At 62.0% G+C, this 14,808-nt stretch carries 14 protein-coding genes and 1 tRNA gene; 11 read left to right on the top strand and 4 right to left on the bottom strand.

What is annotated here, in order from left to right; all coding sequences use genetic code 11:
* Nucleotides 1–29 precede the first annotated feature (29 nt).
* Nucleotides 30–863, top strand: a complete 834-nt coding sequence (locus G7068_RS02535) for an arylamine N-acetyltransferase family protein (protein WP_166288411.1) — start codon at nucleotides 30–32, stop codon at nucleotides 861–863.
* 67 nt (nucleotides 864–930) lie between these two features.
* Here the strand turns inward: G7068_RS02535 and G7068_RS02530 are convergent.
* A tRNA-Arg gene (locus G7068_RS02530) sits at nucleotides 931–1,003 on the bottom strand.
* 198 nt (nucleotides 1,004–1,201) lie between these two features.
* Here G7068_RS02530 and G7068_RS02525 point away from each other — a divergent pair.
* Together G7068_RS02525 and G7068_RS02520 are read left to right on the top strand one after the other, a co-directional pair.
* Nucleotides 1,202–4,201: an RCC1 domain-containing protein gene (locus G7068_RS02525; RefSeq protein WP_166288408.1), complete on the top strand. Its 3,000-nt coding sequence runs from the start codon at nucleotides 1,202–1,204 to the stop codon at nucleotides 4,199–4,201.
* A 25-nt stretch (nucleotides 4,202–4,226) separates the two neighbouring features.
* The gene (locus tag G7068_RS02520) at nucleotides 4,227–4,871 is read left to right on the top strand and encodes a LysE family translocator (protein ID WP_166288405.1); all 645 of its coding nucleotides are present in this window, start codon (nucleotides 4,227–4,229) and stop codon (nucleotides 4,869–4,871) included.
* Nucleotides 4,872–4,882: 11 nt separating this feature from the next.
* Here G7068_RS02520 and G7068_RS02515 read toward each other — a convergent pair whose 3' ends face one another.
* The 3 genes from G7068_RS02515 to pepN are packed head-to-tail and all read right to left on the bottom strand — an operon-like array spanning nucleotide 4,883 to nucleotide 8,802.
* Nucleotides 4,883–5,323, bottom strand: coding sequence for a globin (locus tag G7068_RS02515; protein WP_166288402.1), 441 nt, complete (start codon nucleotides 5,321–5,323; stop codon nucleotides 4,883–4,885).
* Nucleotides 5,320–6,240, bottom strand: a complete 921-nt coding sequence (locus G7068_RS02510) for a mechanosensitive ion channel family protein (protein ID WP_244304627.1) — start codon at nucleotides 6,238–6,240, stop codon at nucleotides 5,320–5,322. The genes G7068_RS02515 and G7068_RS02510 overlap by 4 nt, the downstream gene beginning before the upstream one ends.
* The gene (pepN, locus tag G7068_RS02505; RefSeq protein ID WP_166288399.1) at nucleotides 6,241–8,802 is read right to left on the bottom strand and encodes an aminopeptidase N; all 2,562 of its coding nucleotides are present in this window, start codon (nucleotides 8,800–8,802) and stop codon (nucleotides 6,241–6,243) included.
* A 98-nt stretch (nucleotides 8,803–8,900) separates the two neighbouring features.
* On the opposite strand from pepN, the gene G7068_RS02500 reads away from it, so the two are divergent.
* From G7068_RS02500 to rph, 8 genes are all read left to right on the top strand, one after another.
* On the top strand, nucleotides 8,901–9,521 hold the full coding sequence (locus tag G7068_RS02500) for a mycothiol-dependent nitroreductase Rv2466c family protein (RefSeq protein ID WP_166288396.1): 621 nt from the start codon (nucleotides 8,901–8,903) through the stop codon (nucleotides 9,519–9,521).
* Between the two features lie 29 nt (nucleotides 9,522–9,550).
* Nucleotides 9,551–10,042: a ribose-5-phosphate isomerase gene (locus G7068_RS02495; RefSeq protein ID WP_166288393.1), complete on the top strand. Its 492-nt coding sequence runs from the start codon at nucleotides 9,551–9,553 to the stop codon at nucleotides 10,040–10,042.
* A gap of 98 nt (nucleotides 10,043–10,140) precedes the next feature.
* Nucleotides 10,141–11,145: an Fpg/Nei family DNA glycosylase gene (locus tag G7068_RS02490; RefSeq protein ID WP_166288390.1), complete on the top strand. Its 1,005-nt coding sequence runs from the start codon at nucleotides 10,141–10,143 to the stop codon at nucleotides 11,143–11,145.
* Nucleotides 11,146–11,319: 174 nt separating this feature from the next.
* Nucleotides 11,320–11,667: a 50S ribosomal protein L19 gene (gene rplS, locus G7068_RS02485; protein ID WP_166288387.1), complete on the top strand. Its 348-nt coding sequence runs from the start codon at nucleotides 11,320–11,322 to the stop codon at nucleotides 11,665–11,667.
* 141 nt (nucleotides 11,668–11,808) lie between these two features.
* Nucleotides 11,809–12,528 (top strand): signal peptidase I, encoded by a 720-nt coding sequence (gene lepB / locus G7068_RS02480; RefSeq protein WP_166288384.1) that lies wholly within the window; start codon nucleotides 11,809–11,811, stop codon nucleotides 12,526–12,528.
* Entirely contained in the window at nucleotides 12,525–13,193 is a 669-nt protein-coding gene (locus tag G7068_RS02475; RefSeq protein WP_244304626.1) for a ribonuclease HII, read from the top strand. The genes lepB and G7068_RS02475 overlap by 4 nt, the downstream gene beginning before the upstream one ends.
* Before the next feature lie 9 nt (nucleotides 13,194–13,202).
* On the top strand, nucleotides 13,203–14,057 hold the full coding sequence (gene murI / locus G7068_RS02470) for a glutamate racemase (protein WP_166288381.1): 855 nt from the start codon (nucleotides 13,203–13,205) through the stop codon (nucleotides 14,055–14,057).
* Entirely contained in the window at nucleotides 14,054–14,806 is a 753-nt protein-coding gene (rph, locus tag G7068_RS02465; protein ID WP_166288378.1) for a ribonuclease PH, read from the top strand. The genes murI and rph overlap by 4 nt, the downstream gene beginning before the upstream one ends.
* The last annotated feature ends 2 nt before the right edge of the window (nucleotides 14,807–14,808 follow it).

The raw sequence follows: 14,808 nt of genomic DNA, 5'->3' as shown, positions 1-14,808 counted from the left end.
GGAAAACAGAACGACAAAGGAACACAACAATGGACTGGTTGGATGAGCATTCTTCGCCCGAACTGGCGGCTCGGTTTCGCGATCGCATCGGCTTTCCCATCGAGCGGGCGCTGTTCGGTGGGGAGACCGGTTCCCGCGTGGATCGGGACGCTCTTGAGGCCCTCCTGGTGGCGGTGGGGCGGAGTATCCCGTTCGAGAATCTGGCCCTGATGGAGGGCAACGCGGAGAAGATTAACCCCGTGACCATCGTCGCGAAAATCCTCGATCGGTGGGAAGGTGGGCTCTGCTACGAGATTAACCCCCTGCTCGCGCTTGCGCTGCGAGGCGAGGGGCTCGACGCCCGAGTCATCCGCGCGACGATCGCTGACCCTGACACCGACGACGGCTGGTTCGCGCTTTCTCGAACGCATGTGGCGGTGCTGCTCACCATTGGCGGAGACCTGTTTCTCGCCGACGCGGGCTTCGGTCTCAAGCAGCCGCTCGGTCTTGTCCCGGTGGGGGACGATGAGGGAGTCCGCACGCCGCACGGCCGGTATCGCGTTGTCGCCGGGTCGCAGGGTGCCCAGTGGATGCTTCAGTTCGATCACGGCGGCGGCTGGACGAACGGGTACGGGTTCTCGGCCGATGACCAGATTGATAACGCGGAAACCCTCGACGAGATCCGCGACCTCATCGCGTATCGGAGTGAGTCGGTCTTCAACCGGGGCCCGCTGGTCGCTCTGCCGACCGAACGCGGCCGACTGGTGCTGAGCGTTTCCCGTCTGACCGAGGTCCGTGACGGTCGGAAGAGCGTTCACCCGCTTCGCCCCGAGGAGATCGACACCGTGGCCCGGCTGTTCTTCCGCTCGTTCGCCACGGCCTGACCTGGCGGTGTGCTCCCATGAGTGATCAGCCCCCGCACCACGGAGGATCATGACGCTAAAGATTGAGTGCCCCCGGCAGGATTCGAACCTGCGACCAAGAGATTAGAAGGCTCTTGCTCTATCCCCTGAGCTACGGAGGCGACCCTTCGAGCGTACACCGAGTTGGAGATACTCAGGATCACGCATGGCCCTGCCTCGCAAAATACGACTATGATGACAGTGATTATTGGGGAATAGTCGAAGTCCGTGTCATGAACCACTGGACTTTGGGGGTGTCGGCTGTCTTGAGTACAGATCGAGCAGACACCGTCTGCCACACCCACTTCCGGAGGAAGCACTTGAAGCGAAATCGCGTGACCCTAGCGGCCGCCCTCACTCTGGCATTGACGCTTATCGTATCTGCGCCAGCACTCGCGCTTACGATTTCGCCGAATCAGGGGCCAACGGCAGGGCTCACGCCGGTAACGCTTCAAGACGGCAATGAACTCTTCGCCACAATTTCCACGGGGTCCCAGAACGACCTGTTTCTCGATGCTGCGGGGCACGTGTGGGCCGCGGGAATCAATACCAATGGTGAACTCGGCAACGGCACAGTTACGTCTTCTCGTAATCTGCTCGCGCCGATACTGCCTGCCGCGACAACCTTTACCTCAGTTGCCTCGACCAAGGCGATACCCGGAGCCTCTTTTGCCGTCACCAGCGCCGGCGCTGTTTGGTCTTGGGGTGCTAACTCAACCGCCCAACTGGGCAGTGGCAGTGTGACTCCCTCGCGAACAACTCCGGCGGTCATTACTGGGATCCCAGCGATGTCAACCGTATCCGCCGGCGTTGGCTACGCAATGGGTCTTACTCCGGACGGTGCTGTCTGGACCTGGGGTACCAACCTGTTGGGGCAACTGGGGCGAACGGGTGGTGCCGCGCCACAGCAGGTAACCGGTCTTCCCGCCGGGATTACTGCTATTTCAGCCGGTGGTGACTTTGGACTCGCCCTCGCCGCCGATGGCACCGTGTGGGCCTGGGGTAACAACGCAAGCGGCCAGCTCGGACGCGGTACAACGACAGGATCATCCGCCACGCCCCAAGCCGTTACCGGACTTCCTCAGATCGCGGAGGTCTCTGGAGGTGGAACCCACGTTCTTGCGCGCGCGACGGATGGTCGGCTGTACAGCTGGGGAGGCAATGCCAATGGTCAGCTCGGGATCGGCGCCGCCTCTGGCAACTACGGGACTCCGCAGTTGGTTACGATTCCGACCGTTGCAGGAGTTTCTGCTGGCGGCGCTCACTCCATGGTGAAGCTGGCAGACGGTACGTCGCGGGTGTGGGGCATCAATGCGAGTGGTCAGCTGGGCAACAACTCCACGACAAACTCGAATGCTCCGATTACTCCCCAGCTTCCCGCGGGTAAAACAGTTGCCGAGGTACACGGCGGAGCAAACACGAGCGTGTGGATCATGACCGATCACACGATCTACTACGCGGGAGACAACAACAGCGGCCACATGGGCACGGGCAGCGCCACCAACTACTTCTTTGTTCCCACCCTTGCGGCAGCGACCCTGAGCTCGGTGGCCTTTGGTGGGACCGCCGCAACAGGGGTGTCAGTTACCGGCGCGAACATTAACGCAACCACTCCGGCGCACACATCAGGCCATGTCCCCGTCGACGTGAACTGGGTCTACGGCACAACCCCGGTAAAGGTGACACAGCAAAACGCCTACACATTTGGTGTTGCCCCAACGCTCACCGGTGCCGCTGGCAACCACCTCGCTGGAAGTAGCGTCAACTACAGCTACACCCGCGCCGGAGACGAACTGCCCTCCGTCGCCGTCACCGCGGGATCCCTCCCGCCCGGCCTCACCCTGAGCACGTCGGGTGTACTCACCGGCACACCAACGAACGCGGGAACCTACTCGTTCACGCTCACCGCGACGAATGGCCTGGGCACAGTCGATCTACCCGATTCGATCACGATAACGGCAATCACCGTCACTCAAGATCCGGTCGATCAGACCGTCAACGATGGCCAGACTGCGACGTTCACTGCATCAGCGACCTCGCTGCTGAGCCCGCTTACGGTGCAGTGGCAGTCGAGCACCGATGGTGGAACAACCTGGGGTGATATTGCCGGGGCAACTGCGACAAGCTACACGACTCCTGCTACGACACTGTCAGACAGTGGCACGCTCTTTCGAGCGGTCTTTACCGTTCCCGGAGATGGCAATTCCGCTACGACCGCGAGTGCCGAGCTGACGGTCAATATTGTTCCGGTGCTGGTCGTGACAAACCCAGCCAACCAGACGGTCTCCGATGGCGATACGGCTTCGTTCTCGGCGGTTGCTTCGGGATCGCAGCCGATCACGGTGCAGTGGCAGTCGAGCACAGACGGCGGAACGACCTGGGCTGACGTTACCGGGGCGACCGACACTACCTACACAACTCCCGCGACGGTTCTCGCCGACAGTGGAACCCAGTTTCGGGCGGTGTTTACTGGCCCGGGCGCTGCCAATTCCGCGATCTCGCAGGCAGCCACGCTCACAGTCAACCCGGTGCCGGTACTTGTCGTGACTGGCCCCACTGACCAGACGGTTACGGTCGGAGATACGGCTTCGTTTGTGGCTGCGGCTTCAGGGTCCGAACCCATTACGGTGCAGTGGCAGTCGAGCACAGACCGAGGAGCGACCTGGATCGATATTGCCGGGGCGACCGACACCACCTACACAACCCCAGCAACCGTTCTTAGCGATAGTGGTACTCAGTTCCGTGCGGTGTTTACCGGTCCTGGAACAGGGAACTCCGCGACTTCGCAGGCTGCCACGCTCACGGTGAAGTTTGTGCCCGTTACGGTCGTGACCAACCCGCAGAATCGCATTGTGAAGCCCGGCGAGAAGGCCACGTTCAGCTCAACCGCCAGCGGAACCGGGCCGATCACGGGGCAGTGGCAAATGAGCACTGATGGCGGATCCACCTGGACCAACATCGCGGGTGCAACCTCAGACAGTTATACGACTCCAGCGGCGGTGCTCGGTGACTCAGGGCAGCTCTACCGCAGAGTATTTACCGGTCCGGGAGAGGGCAACACTGCAACGAGTGAGGCGGCGACGCTATCGGTGCAGCGGATCATTCCGCCTAACCCGCCGAAGCCTCCTACTCCTCCAACTCCACCCAAACCTCCGGCCACACCACCAAACCCGGCCAAGCCTGGAACGGGAGGGCTGGCTGTCACGGGTGGTGACATCGCCCTCGCTGCTGGTATTGGCGCTGTGCTGCTAGCGGGTGGAGCCACACTTCTGGTTCTGCGCAAGCGTCGCAAAAAAGACGATCAAACACTTCAAAGCTAGTTCACGAGCGCGGTAGCATTCTCACATGGTGTCGCTTGAAAACTTGCTCGCGTTCGGTATCGCCGCGGTGATCCTGATCGTTATTCCGGGGCCGAGTGTGCTGTTTACAATCGGGCGCACGCTGGCGCTCGGGCGAGTGGGTGGTCTGCTGAGCGTCCTCGGGAACTCTCTCGGGTCGGCCGTGATTGCGCTTGCCGTCGCACTGGGAGTCGGCACACTGGTTTCGCAGTCAGTGGTCGTGTTTACTGTCGTGAAGTTTGTCGGCGCCGCTTACATGGTGTACCTGGGGATACAAGCGATTCGGCATCGCAAGAGCGCCGTGAGTGTGACCGAGAACCCGGTTCGTCTCACCTGGCGTCGTCAAGTATTGCAGGGGTTTGTGGTGGGGGTCTCGAACCCCAAATCGATCGCGTTTTTTATTGCGGTGCTGCCGCAGTTTGTGTCGCACGAAGCAGGATCGGTTCAACTGCAGATGCTCGAACTCGGTCTGCTGTTTTCGCTTCTCGCGGCGATCTGCGACTCCGTGTGGGCGATGGTGGCGGGTGCTGCCCGTGCCTGGTTTGGCAAATCACCCGCCCGCATGTCGGCGATGAGTGCAACCGGCGGCGGCTTTATGATCGCGCTCGGCGCTGTGCTTGCGCTCAGCGGCACTCGTCAGCCGACGGGTTAGCTGCTCGCCACTTAGTCCAGGCGATTCACCATCGCCTGGGCTGCGCGGTCAACGTAATCGCGGAACGCCGCGTCGTGCATGGGGGAGAGTGCCGCCTCGTCGAGTGCGGCATTCATGTGAAAGAGCCAGCGATCCCGTGCCGCGGGATTGACGTGGAATGGCTGGTGCCGCATGCGCAGGCGCGGGTGACCGCGCTCCTCCGAATAGGTCGTTGGCCCGCCCCAGTATTGCTCGAGGAACGTGCGCAGTCGCCATTCTGCGCCCTCCCAGTCGTCGTCGGGGTACATCGGAGCGAGCACGGGGTCCTCGCGTACGCCACGATAAAAGCTGTGGGCAATCTTCTCGAAGGTTGCTGTGCCGCCCACTTGAGACCAGAGTGTCTCGGTGACCGCATCGCCGGACTCGCCCGTGCGCAGTGTCAGTCTCGGTGCTGGCGGTTGCTGGTCGTTCATTTATGGCCTCCTGGCCCCTTCGGAAACTCATCTGCAAGCTTGATTTCGTGCTCGCGGAACTTGCGACGCAACTCGGCGCGGATTCCGCGCTGCACTTCCCACTGCGCCTCTGGCCTGGTGCGCACCGCAAGTCGCAGTGTTGCCCGATCCCCAAAGACGCTCTCGAGCCCCATGATTTCGGGCTCGCCGGTTACCTTGCGTGCGTAGCGGTCCGACTTGAGCAGAGCGCGGGCCGCGTCGAGCATGACATCTGACACGTGGGCGAGATCTTGGTGGGCATCAACGGTGACGTCGATAAGTGCCCGGCCCCAGCCCTGCGACGAGTTGCCGAGGGTGAGGATCTCGCCGTTACGAATGAACCAGAGTGTGCCGTCGAGTGCCCGCACCTGCGTTACTCGGATGCCTACGTCTTCGACAGTGCCGGAAACGGTGCCAATGGTCACAACATCGCCCACGCCCAGTTGATCCTCAAACACCATGAATATGCCGTTGAGGATATCTTTCACGATGTTCTGGGCGCCGAACGCGAGTCCAGCCGCGACAATGCCTGCCGAGGTGAGTAGGGCAGCGAGGTTTACCCCCAGATTGCCGAGGATCATGATGAACGCGACGGCCACAACCGACCAACTGATGATGTGGCGCCCGACCGTGCCGAGCGTGCGGGTGCGCTGCACCGCACGCGCATTCACGTACGGTGCAGCCTGCATCTCAGAGGTCGTGTCGACATCCTGCGATTTCTTCACACCGCGCACAATCTGTGTGACCGTGCGCATGAGAATGCGCCGAAGGATCCAATTGACCAGGATCGCTCCGAGAATAATCGCGATGATGTTAATCGGATGCTCCCAGGTCAGATAGAAGGACCCGATTGTGTCTTGCACGACCTCCGTTACGCCGCCACCGTCTTCCTCGTTCAACTAGACCACCTGATCTGCTTGCTGCGCCGCGATTGCTCGGGTAACTCCAGCGAGGTACTCGGTGATCAGTCGACGAAGCGCTGCTGGCGCGTCCGAATTCGCCTCGAGCCAACCGCGAGTTGCGTTGGCAAGCGTTTCGTTTGCGAGGGGAGACGGGTAGAAACCGTCGATCATCTCTTCAGCGATGGCGTAGCTGCGCGTCTCCCAGACCGTGAGGAGCGAGTCAAAGAATCGTGACACGAACGGCTCGAGAACCGTGCGATCTGCTGCGCGCAGGAAACCGAGTCCCGTGGCGCGCACCGTCAGGTTCGAGGGCCCAGCTGCGTCGAACACGGACGTCCAGGCGGCTTCTTTGTCAGCAGCCGTCGGAAGCGCGGCCCGGGCGTGGGCCGCGGACTGCTCACCACTCGCCGTGCGATCGTCGGCCAGTGCCTCCTCGATTTCGGCGTCGGTAGCTCGGCCACCGGCAGCGAGTGCGATGAGCAGCTCCCAACCCAGATCCGTGTCGATGTCGAGACCCTCAAGCTCGGTCTCGCCAGCGAGCAGGCGCAATACGGTGTCGAGCTGCTCCTCGGTCTGAGCAAGCCCGGAGAACATCTTCAAGAACTGGAACTGACGATCCGAGCCTGGCTCTGCGGTGCGGGCGAGATCCCACATGGCGTCTCCGAGGAGGCGAAGCGCTGCCTCTCGGCGCAGCGGTGCGACATAGCTCGAAGCCGAGAGCACAAGCTGCTGCAGGAGGGTGCGCAGCGTTGTGGATCCGGTCTCTTTGCTGATGTGCGCAAGTGCGATGTCGATGAATCGGCTCGCGGGGAACTCCGCGTCGCGGGTCGCGTCCCAGAGCGTGCCCCAGATGATTGCCCGGGGGAGTGACTCGGTGATGTCGCCGAGACGCTGCGACACGGTTTCGAGTGACTGCTCGTCAAGGCGAATCTTGGCGTACGTGAGGTCGTCGTCGTTGAGCAGCAGAAGAGCTGGGCGCTTGGTACCCACAAGTTCGGGCACCGCAGTCTCTGCACCGTCAATGTCGATTTCTAGGCGCTGCACGCGCTCGAGCTTGCCATTCTGATCTTCGTAGAGGCCGATCGCGATGCGGTGGGGGCGCAAGGTCGGGTAGTCGACCGCAGCGGTCTGCTCGACAGAGAAGCTCGCGTAGTTACCGGCGTCGTCAAGCGTGAACTTCGGGCGCAGGGTGTTGACGCCCGCGGTCTCCAGCCACTTCTGCGACCAGCCGGTGAGGTCGCGCCCGCTCTGCGTTTCCAGCTCACCGAGTAGATCTGGCAGCTCGGTGTTGCCGTGGTGATGCTTCACGAAGTACTCGTGCACACCCTTCATAAACGAGTCCTGCCCGACCCACGCCACCAGCTGCTTGAGCACGGAAGCGCCCTTCGCGTAGGTGATGCCGTCAAAGTTGACGAGCACGTCTTCGAGATCCCGAATTTCGGCCACGATGGGGTGCGTCGACGGCAGTTGGTCTTGGCGGTAGGCCCACGACTTCTCTGACGCGACGAAGGTAGTCCAGCACTCGTTCCACTCGGTGGCATCAGCGGTTGCAAGCGTTGACATGTACTCGGCGAACGACTCGTTCAGCCACAGGTCGTTCCACCAGCGCATTGTGACGAGGTCGCCGAACCACATGTGCGCGAGCTCGTGGAGGATCGTGATGACCCGACGCTCACGCATCGCATCGGTGACCTGGCTGCGGAAAACGTAGGACTCGGTGAGGGTGACGGCGCCGGCGTTTTCCATCGCACCCGCGTTGAACTCGGGAACAAAGAGCTGGTCGTACTTATCGAAGGGGTAGGGGTAGTCGAACTGCTGCTCAAAGAACGCAAAGCCCTGGCGGGTCTTCTCGAAGATGTACTCGGCATCGAGGTACTCCGCGAGTGACTCGCGGCAGAACACACCGAGCGGAATCGTGCGCCCGTCGTGGCTCGTCAGCTCGCCGCGCACCTCGTGGTAGGGCCCTGCAACGAGCGCGGTGATGTAGCTAGAGATAACGGGGGTGGGTTCGAACGCCCAGGTGGCGATTGCCTCGCCGTGTGCTTCGCCCGCGGGCGTCGGCTCAGGTGTCGGCTGGTTGCTCGACAGCTTCCAGCGGGCGGGAGCGGTGACGGTGAACTTGAAGGTTGCCTTCAAATCTGGCTGCTCGAACACCGGGAACACCCGGCGAGAATCGGGCACCTCAAACTGCGTGTAGAGGTAGACCTCGCCGTCGGCGGGGTCAACAAAACGGTGCATGCCCTCACCCGTGTTGGTGTAGCGCTGGGTTGAGGTGATGTTCAGCACGTTTTCTGCAGCGAGACCGGGCAGCTGAACGCGAGAGTCAGCAAACACCTCAGCCGGATCCAGAGCGACCCCATTAAGTTCAACCTGCTCAACCGAATCGGCAATCAGATCGATAAACGTAGAGGCACCCTCGCTAGCGCTAAAACGCACCGTGGTCACGGAGTTGAAGGTCTCGGCTCCGGTGGTGACGTCAAGCGAAACGTCATAGCTCTCGGTGCGAACGATGCTGGCGCGCTCTTGCGCCTCGACCCGGGTGAGATTTGTTCCTGGCACTGGTGCTCCTGGTTTCGGGATTGAGCTGATGGACTAATGAGACCACCCTATTCCCAGCCACTGACAGAGTGCAGAATCTCGTGGTTAAACTTGACGACATGACTCCCACGGATTCCTCTGCAGCAACCCCGACCGTTGAATTCTGGTTCGACCCGATCTGCCCGTGGTGCTGGATGACCAGCCGCTGGGCGAGTGAGGTCGCGCAACTGCGCGGTTTTGAGATCGCCTGGCATCCCATTAGCCTCGAGATCCTGAACGAGGGCAACGACGTCGGCGACCACGCCGAGGGCATGCGCATGGGTTTGCGGCTCGGGCGCGTTGTTGAAGCGGCTCGCCTGGCTCACGGTGAGGGAGTCGTTGGCAAGCTTTACACCGCCTTTGGTACGAGGATCCACCCCGGCGGTCAGCAGGACTTCGAAACCATCGTGAGTGAGTCTCTCGAAGAGCTGGGTCTGCCGAACACGCTGCGCGCCTCCGCCGACGACGAGACTCTCGACAAGCAGCTTCGCGCCAACACGGATCACGCAATGACTATCGCGGGCCCCGATGTGGGTGTTCCGATCATCTCGGTGAACGGGAACGCGTTCTTCGGTCCCGTGGTCACACCGGCGCCGAAGGGTGACGACGCGCTCAGGCTCTGGGACGGCATCGTGATGGCTGCGAGCGTGCCCGGATTCTTCGAGTTGAAGCGTGGTCGCACCACCGGGCCGCAGTTCTAACGCGGGGGCCTCTCTATACAATGGACACCATGCGCCTTCACGTTGCCACGGACCACGCCGGACTCGAATTTAGCCAACAGCTGCAGCAGCACCTTCGCGACCGCGGCTTTGAAGTGATTGATCACGGGCCGGCGGAGTATGACGCGCTCGACGACTACCCCTCGTTCTGCATCAATGCGGCCCTCGGAGTGGCTCGAGACGAGCGCGACGGTGTGCCCGCCCTCGGCGTGGTGTTCGGTGGATCCGGTAACGGCGAGCAAATGGCCGCCAATAAGGTCGAGGGGATCCGTGCCGCTCTGGTGTGGAACGACTCCACGGCCGAGCTGGCTCGCGAGCACAACAACGCCAACGTCATCTCGATCGGCGCACGTCAGCACCCCGTCGAAGACGCGATCCGCTTCATTGACCTCTTTATTGACACCCCGTTCTCGGGCGATGAGCGCCACGTGCGCCGCATCAACCAGCTGGGTGAATACGAGCGCACGGGCGCGATCGCTGGCAAACAGGTCGACCAGCTCTAAACTCTCTCGTTCGGGGGTCAGTTTCTGGTACTAAACAGCGGTTTACTGCCAGAAACTGACCCGCAAACCGTGGAACCAAGCAGCGGGAAAGGTGGATCATGCCCGAGGGACACTCCGTACATCGCATCGCGCGACAGTTTGCCACCAACTTTGTGGGGACCGCACCTGAGGTATCCAGCCCCCAGGGGCGGTTTGCCCAGGGCGCCGCGATCCTGAACCGCCGCGAGATGCTTGATGCGCGCGCCGTCGGTAAGCAGATGTTCCTCGAGTTCGAGGGTGACCACTGGCTGCGTGTGCACCTCGGCATCTACGGTGCCTGGGATTTTGCGGGCGACGTGCGGGTTGACTCCTCGATCCAGATTCACGGGCAGACCCCCGGCCACTCAAAGCTGGGGCAGACGGGGGAGTACTCGCGCCCGGACTCGGCCAAGCCTCTCGACCGCGAGGCTGAAGACTCGGTCACCTCTATCGGTGCCCCGCGTCGAACGCGCGTGCGTATGGCCGAGCAGGATCGCGAGACCGAGGTCGAGGGATCCTTTCCGCCGGACCCCGTCGGTCAGGTGCGTGTGCGCCTACTCAACGAGGCGGTGTGCGCAGATCTGCGCGGGCCGACGGTGTGCGAGGTGCTCACTCCCGCCGAGGTTGATGCGGTGTTCCAACGCCTTGGGCCCGATCCTGCCAACGCCAACACGGAGGCCGAGAAGCAGCGCTTCGTCGAGCGTGCCCGCAAGAAAAAGACTCCCATCGGGCTGGTACTCATGGACCAGTCGGTCGTGGCGGGGATCGGCAACGTGTACCGCGCCGAAATGCTGTTTCGTGCCGAGCTCAACCCGCACACGCCGGCTAACCAGCTCAGTGAGACCGTGCTCGAAGAGCTCTGGGACGACTGGGCACATCTGCTCGAGATTGGGATCACGGTCGGCCAAATGATCACGATCGACGGTCTCACCGGTGACGACTATCTGCGGGCGCTGCAGGAGCGCGACGAGCGGCACTGGGTCTACAAACTTGAGGGAACGCCGTGCAAGCGTTGCGGCACGAACATCGTGCTCGAAGAGTTCGGTGCTCGCAAGCTTTACTGGTGCCCCGGGTGCCAGTCTTGATTCTGCGACTCATGCCTCGCGCAGAATGACGTGAGGCGCCAAGAAATGTGCCATAATAGATCCTTGTGCCACGGTGCGATACTGCCGCGAGGGTCCGCACAGACCGTGAGCCAAAACCATTTGAACTTTTGAAATCAGTGTTCCGACTCGCGGCGGGCGCAGAGAGAGAACATCATGCAGAAGCTCGACCACGTCGATGCCCCGTCGCTCCGCAGCGACATTCCTGAATTCCGTGCAGGCGACAACGTCAAGGTGCACGTAAACATCGTCGAGGGTAACCGCTCGCGTGTTCAGGTTTTCCAGGGCGTCGTTATCTCCCGCCACGGCGAGGGTGTTCGCGAGACCTTCACCGTTCGCAAGATCAGCTTCCAGGTAGGAGTTGAGCGTAAGTTCCCTCTCCACGCGCCCACCATCGACAAGATCGAGGTTGTGACCCGCGGTGATGTTCGCCGCGCGAAGCTGTACTACCTCCGCGGTCTCACCGGCAAGAAGGCCAAGATCAAGGAGAAGCGCGACCGCTAGTCCGCGCCACTTTTAACGGATTTCGAATAGAAGTCTGTGACACTCTCAGGCTCCCCTCTGTAAAAGATGGGAGCCTGAGATGTCTCTGCCGCACGTGTGCGGCACGCACTTCACCGCACCTCGCAGAACACAGGAGTAACAATGAGCGAAGCCGCAGTTCCCGAGCGTCGCCGACGTCAGCGTCGTGGCGGCATAGTGGGGTTTCTACGTGACCTCCTCGTTATCTTGGTGGTTGCGTTTCTCGTCTCCTTTCTGCTGAAGACGTTTTTGGTGCGCAGCTTCTTTATTCCCTCGGGGTCGATGGAAAACACGCTGCAGATCGATGACCGCATCCTGGTCAACCAGCTTGTACCCGACGTCGTAGACGTTCAGCGCGGCGACATTGTGGTCTTTAAAGATCCGGGCGGCTGGTTGGCACCGCGCGGCACCTTGCCCCCGCAGGGTTTTGAGAAGTTCTTGCAGACGATTGGCCTCGCCGCCGACACGAGCGAAGAGTACGTCGTGAAGCGGGTTATCGGCGTTGGCGGTGACCGCGTCTCGTGCTGCGATGCGCAGGGGCGAGTGCAGGTGAACGGCGTTTCGATCGACGAGCCCTACATTGTGATCCCGCCGGGGGAAACGGCAGCTTCTGCAAAAACCTTTGACGTCACAGTCCCTAAGGACTCCTTCTGGGTGATGGGCGACAACCGCTACGCGAGTAAAGACTCCCGTTACAACCAGGATCAACCCGGCAAGGGATTTGTGACCAAGGGTGAGATCGTCGGTCGCGCGTTTGTGCTGAACTGGCCGCTGAATCACTTCAAGTGGCTCAATGTGCCGGACGGTACCTTCACCGGCGTTGACGAGGCAAAAAAGAAGTGACGCTCGAGCGGGCTGACGCAGAAGTCATCTCGAAGGATCCAACGCTCGATGTCGAAGCCGCGCTCTTTGCGGAGGGTGCCCAGATCGTCATCGGCATGGACGAGGTCGGCCGAGGTGCGATTGCCGGGCCGGTGGCCGTCGGAGCGCACGTGATCCTCACCGGCACTGACTCCTTTCCTGAGGGCCTGCGCGACTCCAAGCTGCTGAGCGAGAAGCGCCGTGATGCGTTGGCGCCCCTCGTCGCCGAATGGGGCACGGGGGCAGTTGGATACGCGAGCGCCGAAGAAATCGACGAGCGTGGCATCACCGCCATGCTTGGAGAAGCCGCGCGAAGGGCGCTGCTTGAGCTTCACCGAGCAGGTGTGAGCGTCGACACCGCGGTGATCCTGCTCGACGGTAACCAGGATTGGCTCACACCCTGTCTGCGTAAGCCCCTCGATGTGCGCACACGAGTGGGTGCCGACCGAGCCTGCGCGAGTGTTGCGGCGGCCTCGGTGCGGGCGAAGGTTGAGAGGGATTCGCTCATGCGCGAGGCGCACGAGGCCCACCCCGAATACGCGTGGGGATCCAATAAGGGTTACGGGGCAAAGGCGCACTACGAGGGGATCGAGGCTCACGGACTTACGGAGCTGCACCGGCACACCTGGATCAAAACCTCGCGGTAGGCTTATCTAGTGCGTACACGCGAGCTTTCACCGGATGCGCCGATCGGTGTATTTGATTCTGGTGTTGGTGGGTTAACTGTCGCTCGTGCGATTCGGGATCAGCTTCCCGGCGAGTCGATGATCTACGTTGGCGATACCGCCCGCACACCCTACGGGCCGCGGCCTATCGCCGAGGTGCGACGCTTCGCGCTGGAGATTCTCGACGACCTGGTGAATCAGGGCGTCAAGATGCTCGTCATTGCCTGCAACACGGCCTCCGCTGCCGTGCTGCGCGACGCCCGCGAACGCTACGACGTGCCGGTGGTTGAGGTCATCGCCCCGACCGTACGCAGCGCCGCCTCGATTACTCGAAACGGCAAGGTTGGCCTCATCGGCACAACCGGCACGATCCAGTCCCGCGCTTACGACGACCTGTTCGCCGTGCGGCCCGAGATCACACTCAGCTCGGTCGCGTGCCCGCGCTTCGTGGAGCTCGTGGAGGCAGGCGAGACAAGTGGCCCAGAAGTGCTCGCCATTGCGGAGCAGTACCTCGCCCCGCTCATTGAACGCGGTGTTGACACGCTTGTGCTCGGCTGCACGCACTACCCGTTTTTGCGGGGTGCGATCGGCCAGGTGATGGGCCGCAGCGTTGCTCTTGTGTCGAGCGATATTGAAACCGCCAACGAGGTGTATCGCACCCTCACCGACCTTGACCTGCTGCGCACAGAAACGGGAGATCCCGTGCTGCGTTACGAGGCAACCGGCGCAGACACCGCTGAATTTGTCGATCTGGCCCAGCGCATGCTCGGCATTGGGATCGAAACCGTAGACCTGCTTTCAACCGGGGCGATTCATTTGCCCACGAATCTCGGAGGATCCGAATGACCAACAGTGTCCGCGCCGATGGGCGCAGCAACGGCCAGATGCGCCCCGTTACAATCGAGCGGGGCTGGAGCTCGCAGGCCGAGGGCAGCGCGCTCATCTCGTTCGGCAACACGCGTGTGCTCTGCACGGCGTCGTTTACCCCCGGTGTGCCGCGCTGGCTCAAGGGGCAGGGGACCGGCTGGGTCACCGCCGAGTACTCGATGCTGCCGCGATCCACAAATGAGCGCATGCAGCGCGAATCCGTGCGCGGCAAGATCGGTGGCCGCACACACGAGATCTCTCGCCTGATCGGCCGCAGCCTGCGCGCCGTGATCGACACGAAGGTGCTCGGCGAGAACACCATCGTTATTGACTGCGACGTGCTGCAGGCAGACGGCGGCACTCGCACCGCTTCGATCACGGGGGCCTACGTCGCTCTCGCCGATGCGATCGAGTGGGGCCGGTCCGCCGGGTTTATCGCGAAGAAGGCTGTGCCGCTGAAGGACAGCGTTGCTGCGGTGTCTGTTGGGATCGTCGACGGCGTTGCGATGAGCGATCTCGCATACGTCGAGGATTCGCGCGCCGAGACCGACATGAACGTTGTGGTCACCGGATCCGGCGACTTCATCGAGGTGCAGGGTACCGCCGAGGGCGCGCCGTTCAAGCGTGAAGAGCTTGACTCGCTTCTCGACCTGGCACTCGTCAGCGCGCGGGAACTGACCGTGCTGCAGGGTTCGACCCTTGCCCAAGCGCTGACCGAAGGGCGATAACC

The sequence above is a fragment of the Leucobacter viscericola genome (assembly GCF_011299575.1).
Lineage (GTDB): Bacteria > Actinomycetota > Actinomycetes > Actinomycetales > Microbacteriaceae > Leucobacter > Leucobacter viscericola.
This window is presented reverse-complemented; position numbering and strand designations above follow the sequence as displayed.

Bases quoted from the DNA above. Each gene is read 5' to 3' on its own strand.
- rplS (WP_166288387.1), top strand. From the start codon at position 11,320: ATGCAGAAGCTCGACCACGTCGATGCCCCGTCGCTCCGCAGCGACATT.
- G7068_RS02535 (WP_166288411.1), top strand. From the start codon at position 30: ATGGACTGGTTGGATGAGCATTCTTCGCCCGAACTGGCGGCTCGGTTT.
- G7068_RS02520 (WP_166288405.1), top strand. From the start codon at position 4,227: ATGGTGTCGCTTGAAAACTTGCTCGCGTTCGGTATCGCCGCGGTGATC.
- rph (WP_166288378.1), top strand. From the start codon at position 14,054: ATGACCAACAGTGTCCGCGCCGATGGGCGCAGCAACGGCCAGATGCGC.
- G7068_RS02500 (WP_166288396.1), top strand. From the start codon at position 8,901: ATGACTCCCACGGATTCCTCTGCAGCAACCCCGACCGTTGAATTCTGG.
- G7068_RS02495 (WP_166288393.1), top strand. From the start codon at position 9,551: ATGCGCCTTCACGTTGCCACGGACCACGCCGGACTCGAATTTAGCCAA.
- lepB (WP_166288384.1), top strand. From the start codon at position 11,809: ATGAGCGAAGCCGCAGTTCCCGAGCGTCGCCGACGTCAGCGTCGTGGC.
- G7068_RS02490 (WP_166288390.1), top strand. From the start codon at position 10,141: ATGCCCGAGGGACACTCCGTACATCGCATCGCGCGACAGTTTGCCACC.
- G7068_RS02515 (WP_166288402.1), bottom strand. From the start codon at position 5,323: ATGAACGACCAGCAACCGCCAGCACCGAGACTGACACTGCGCACGGGC.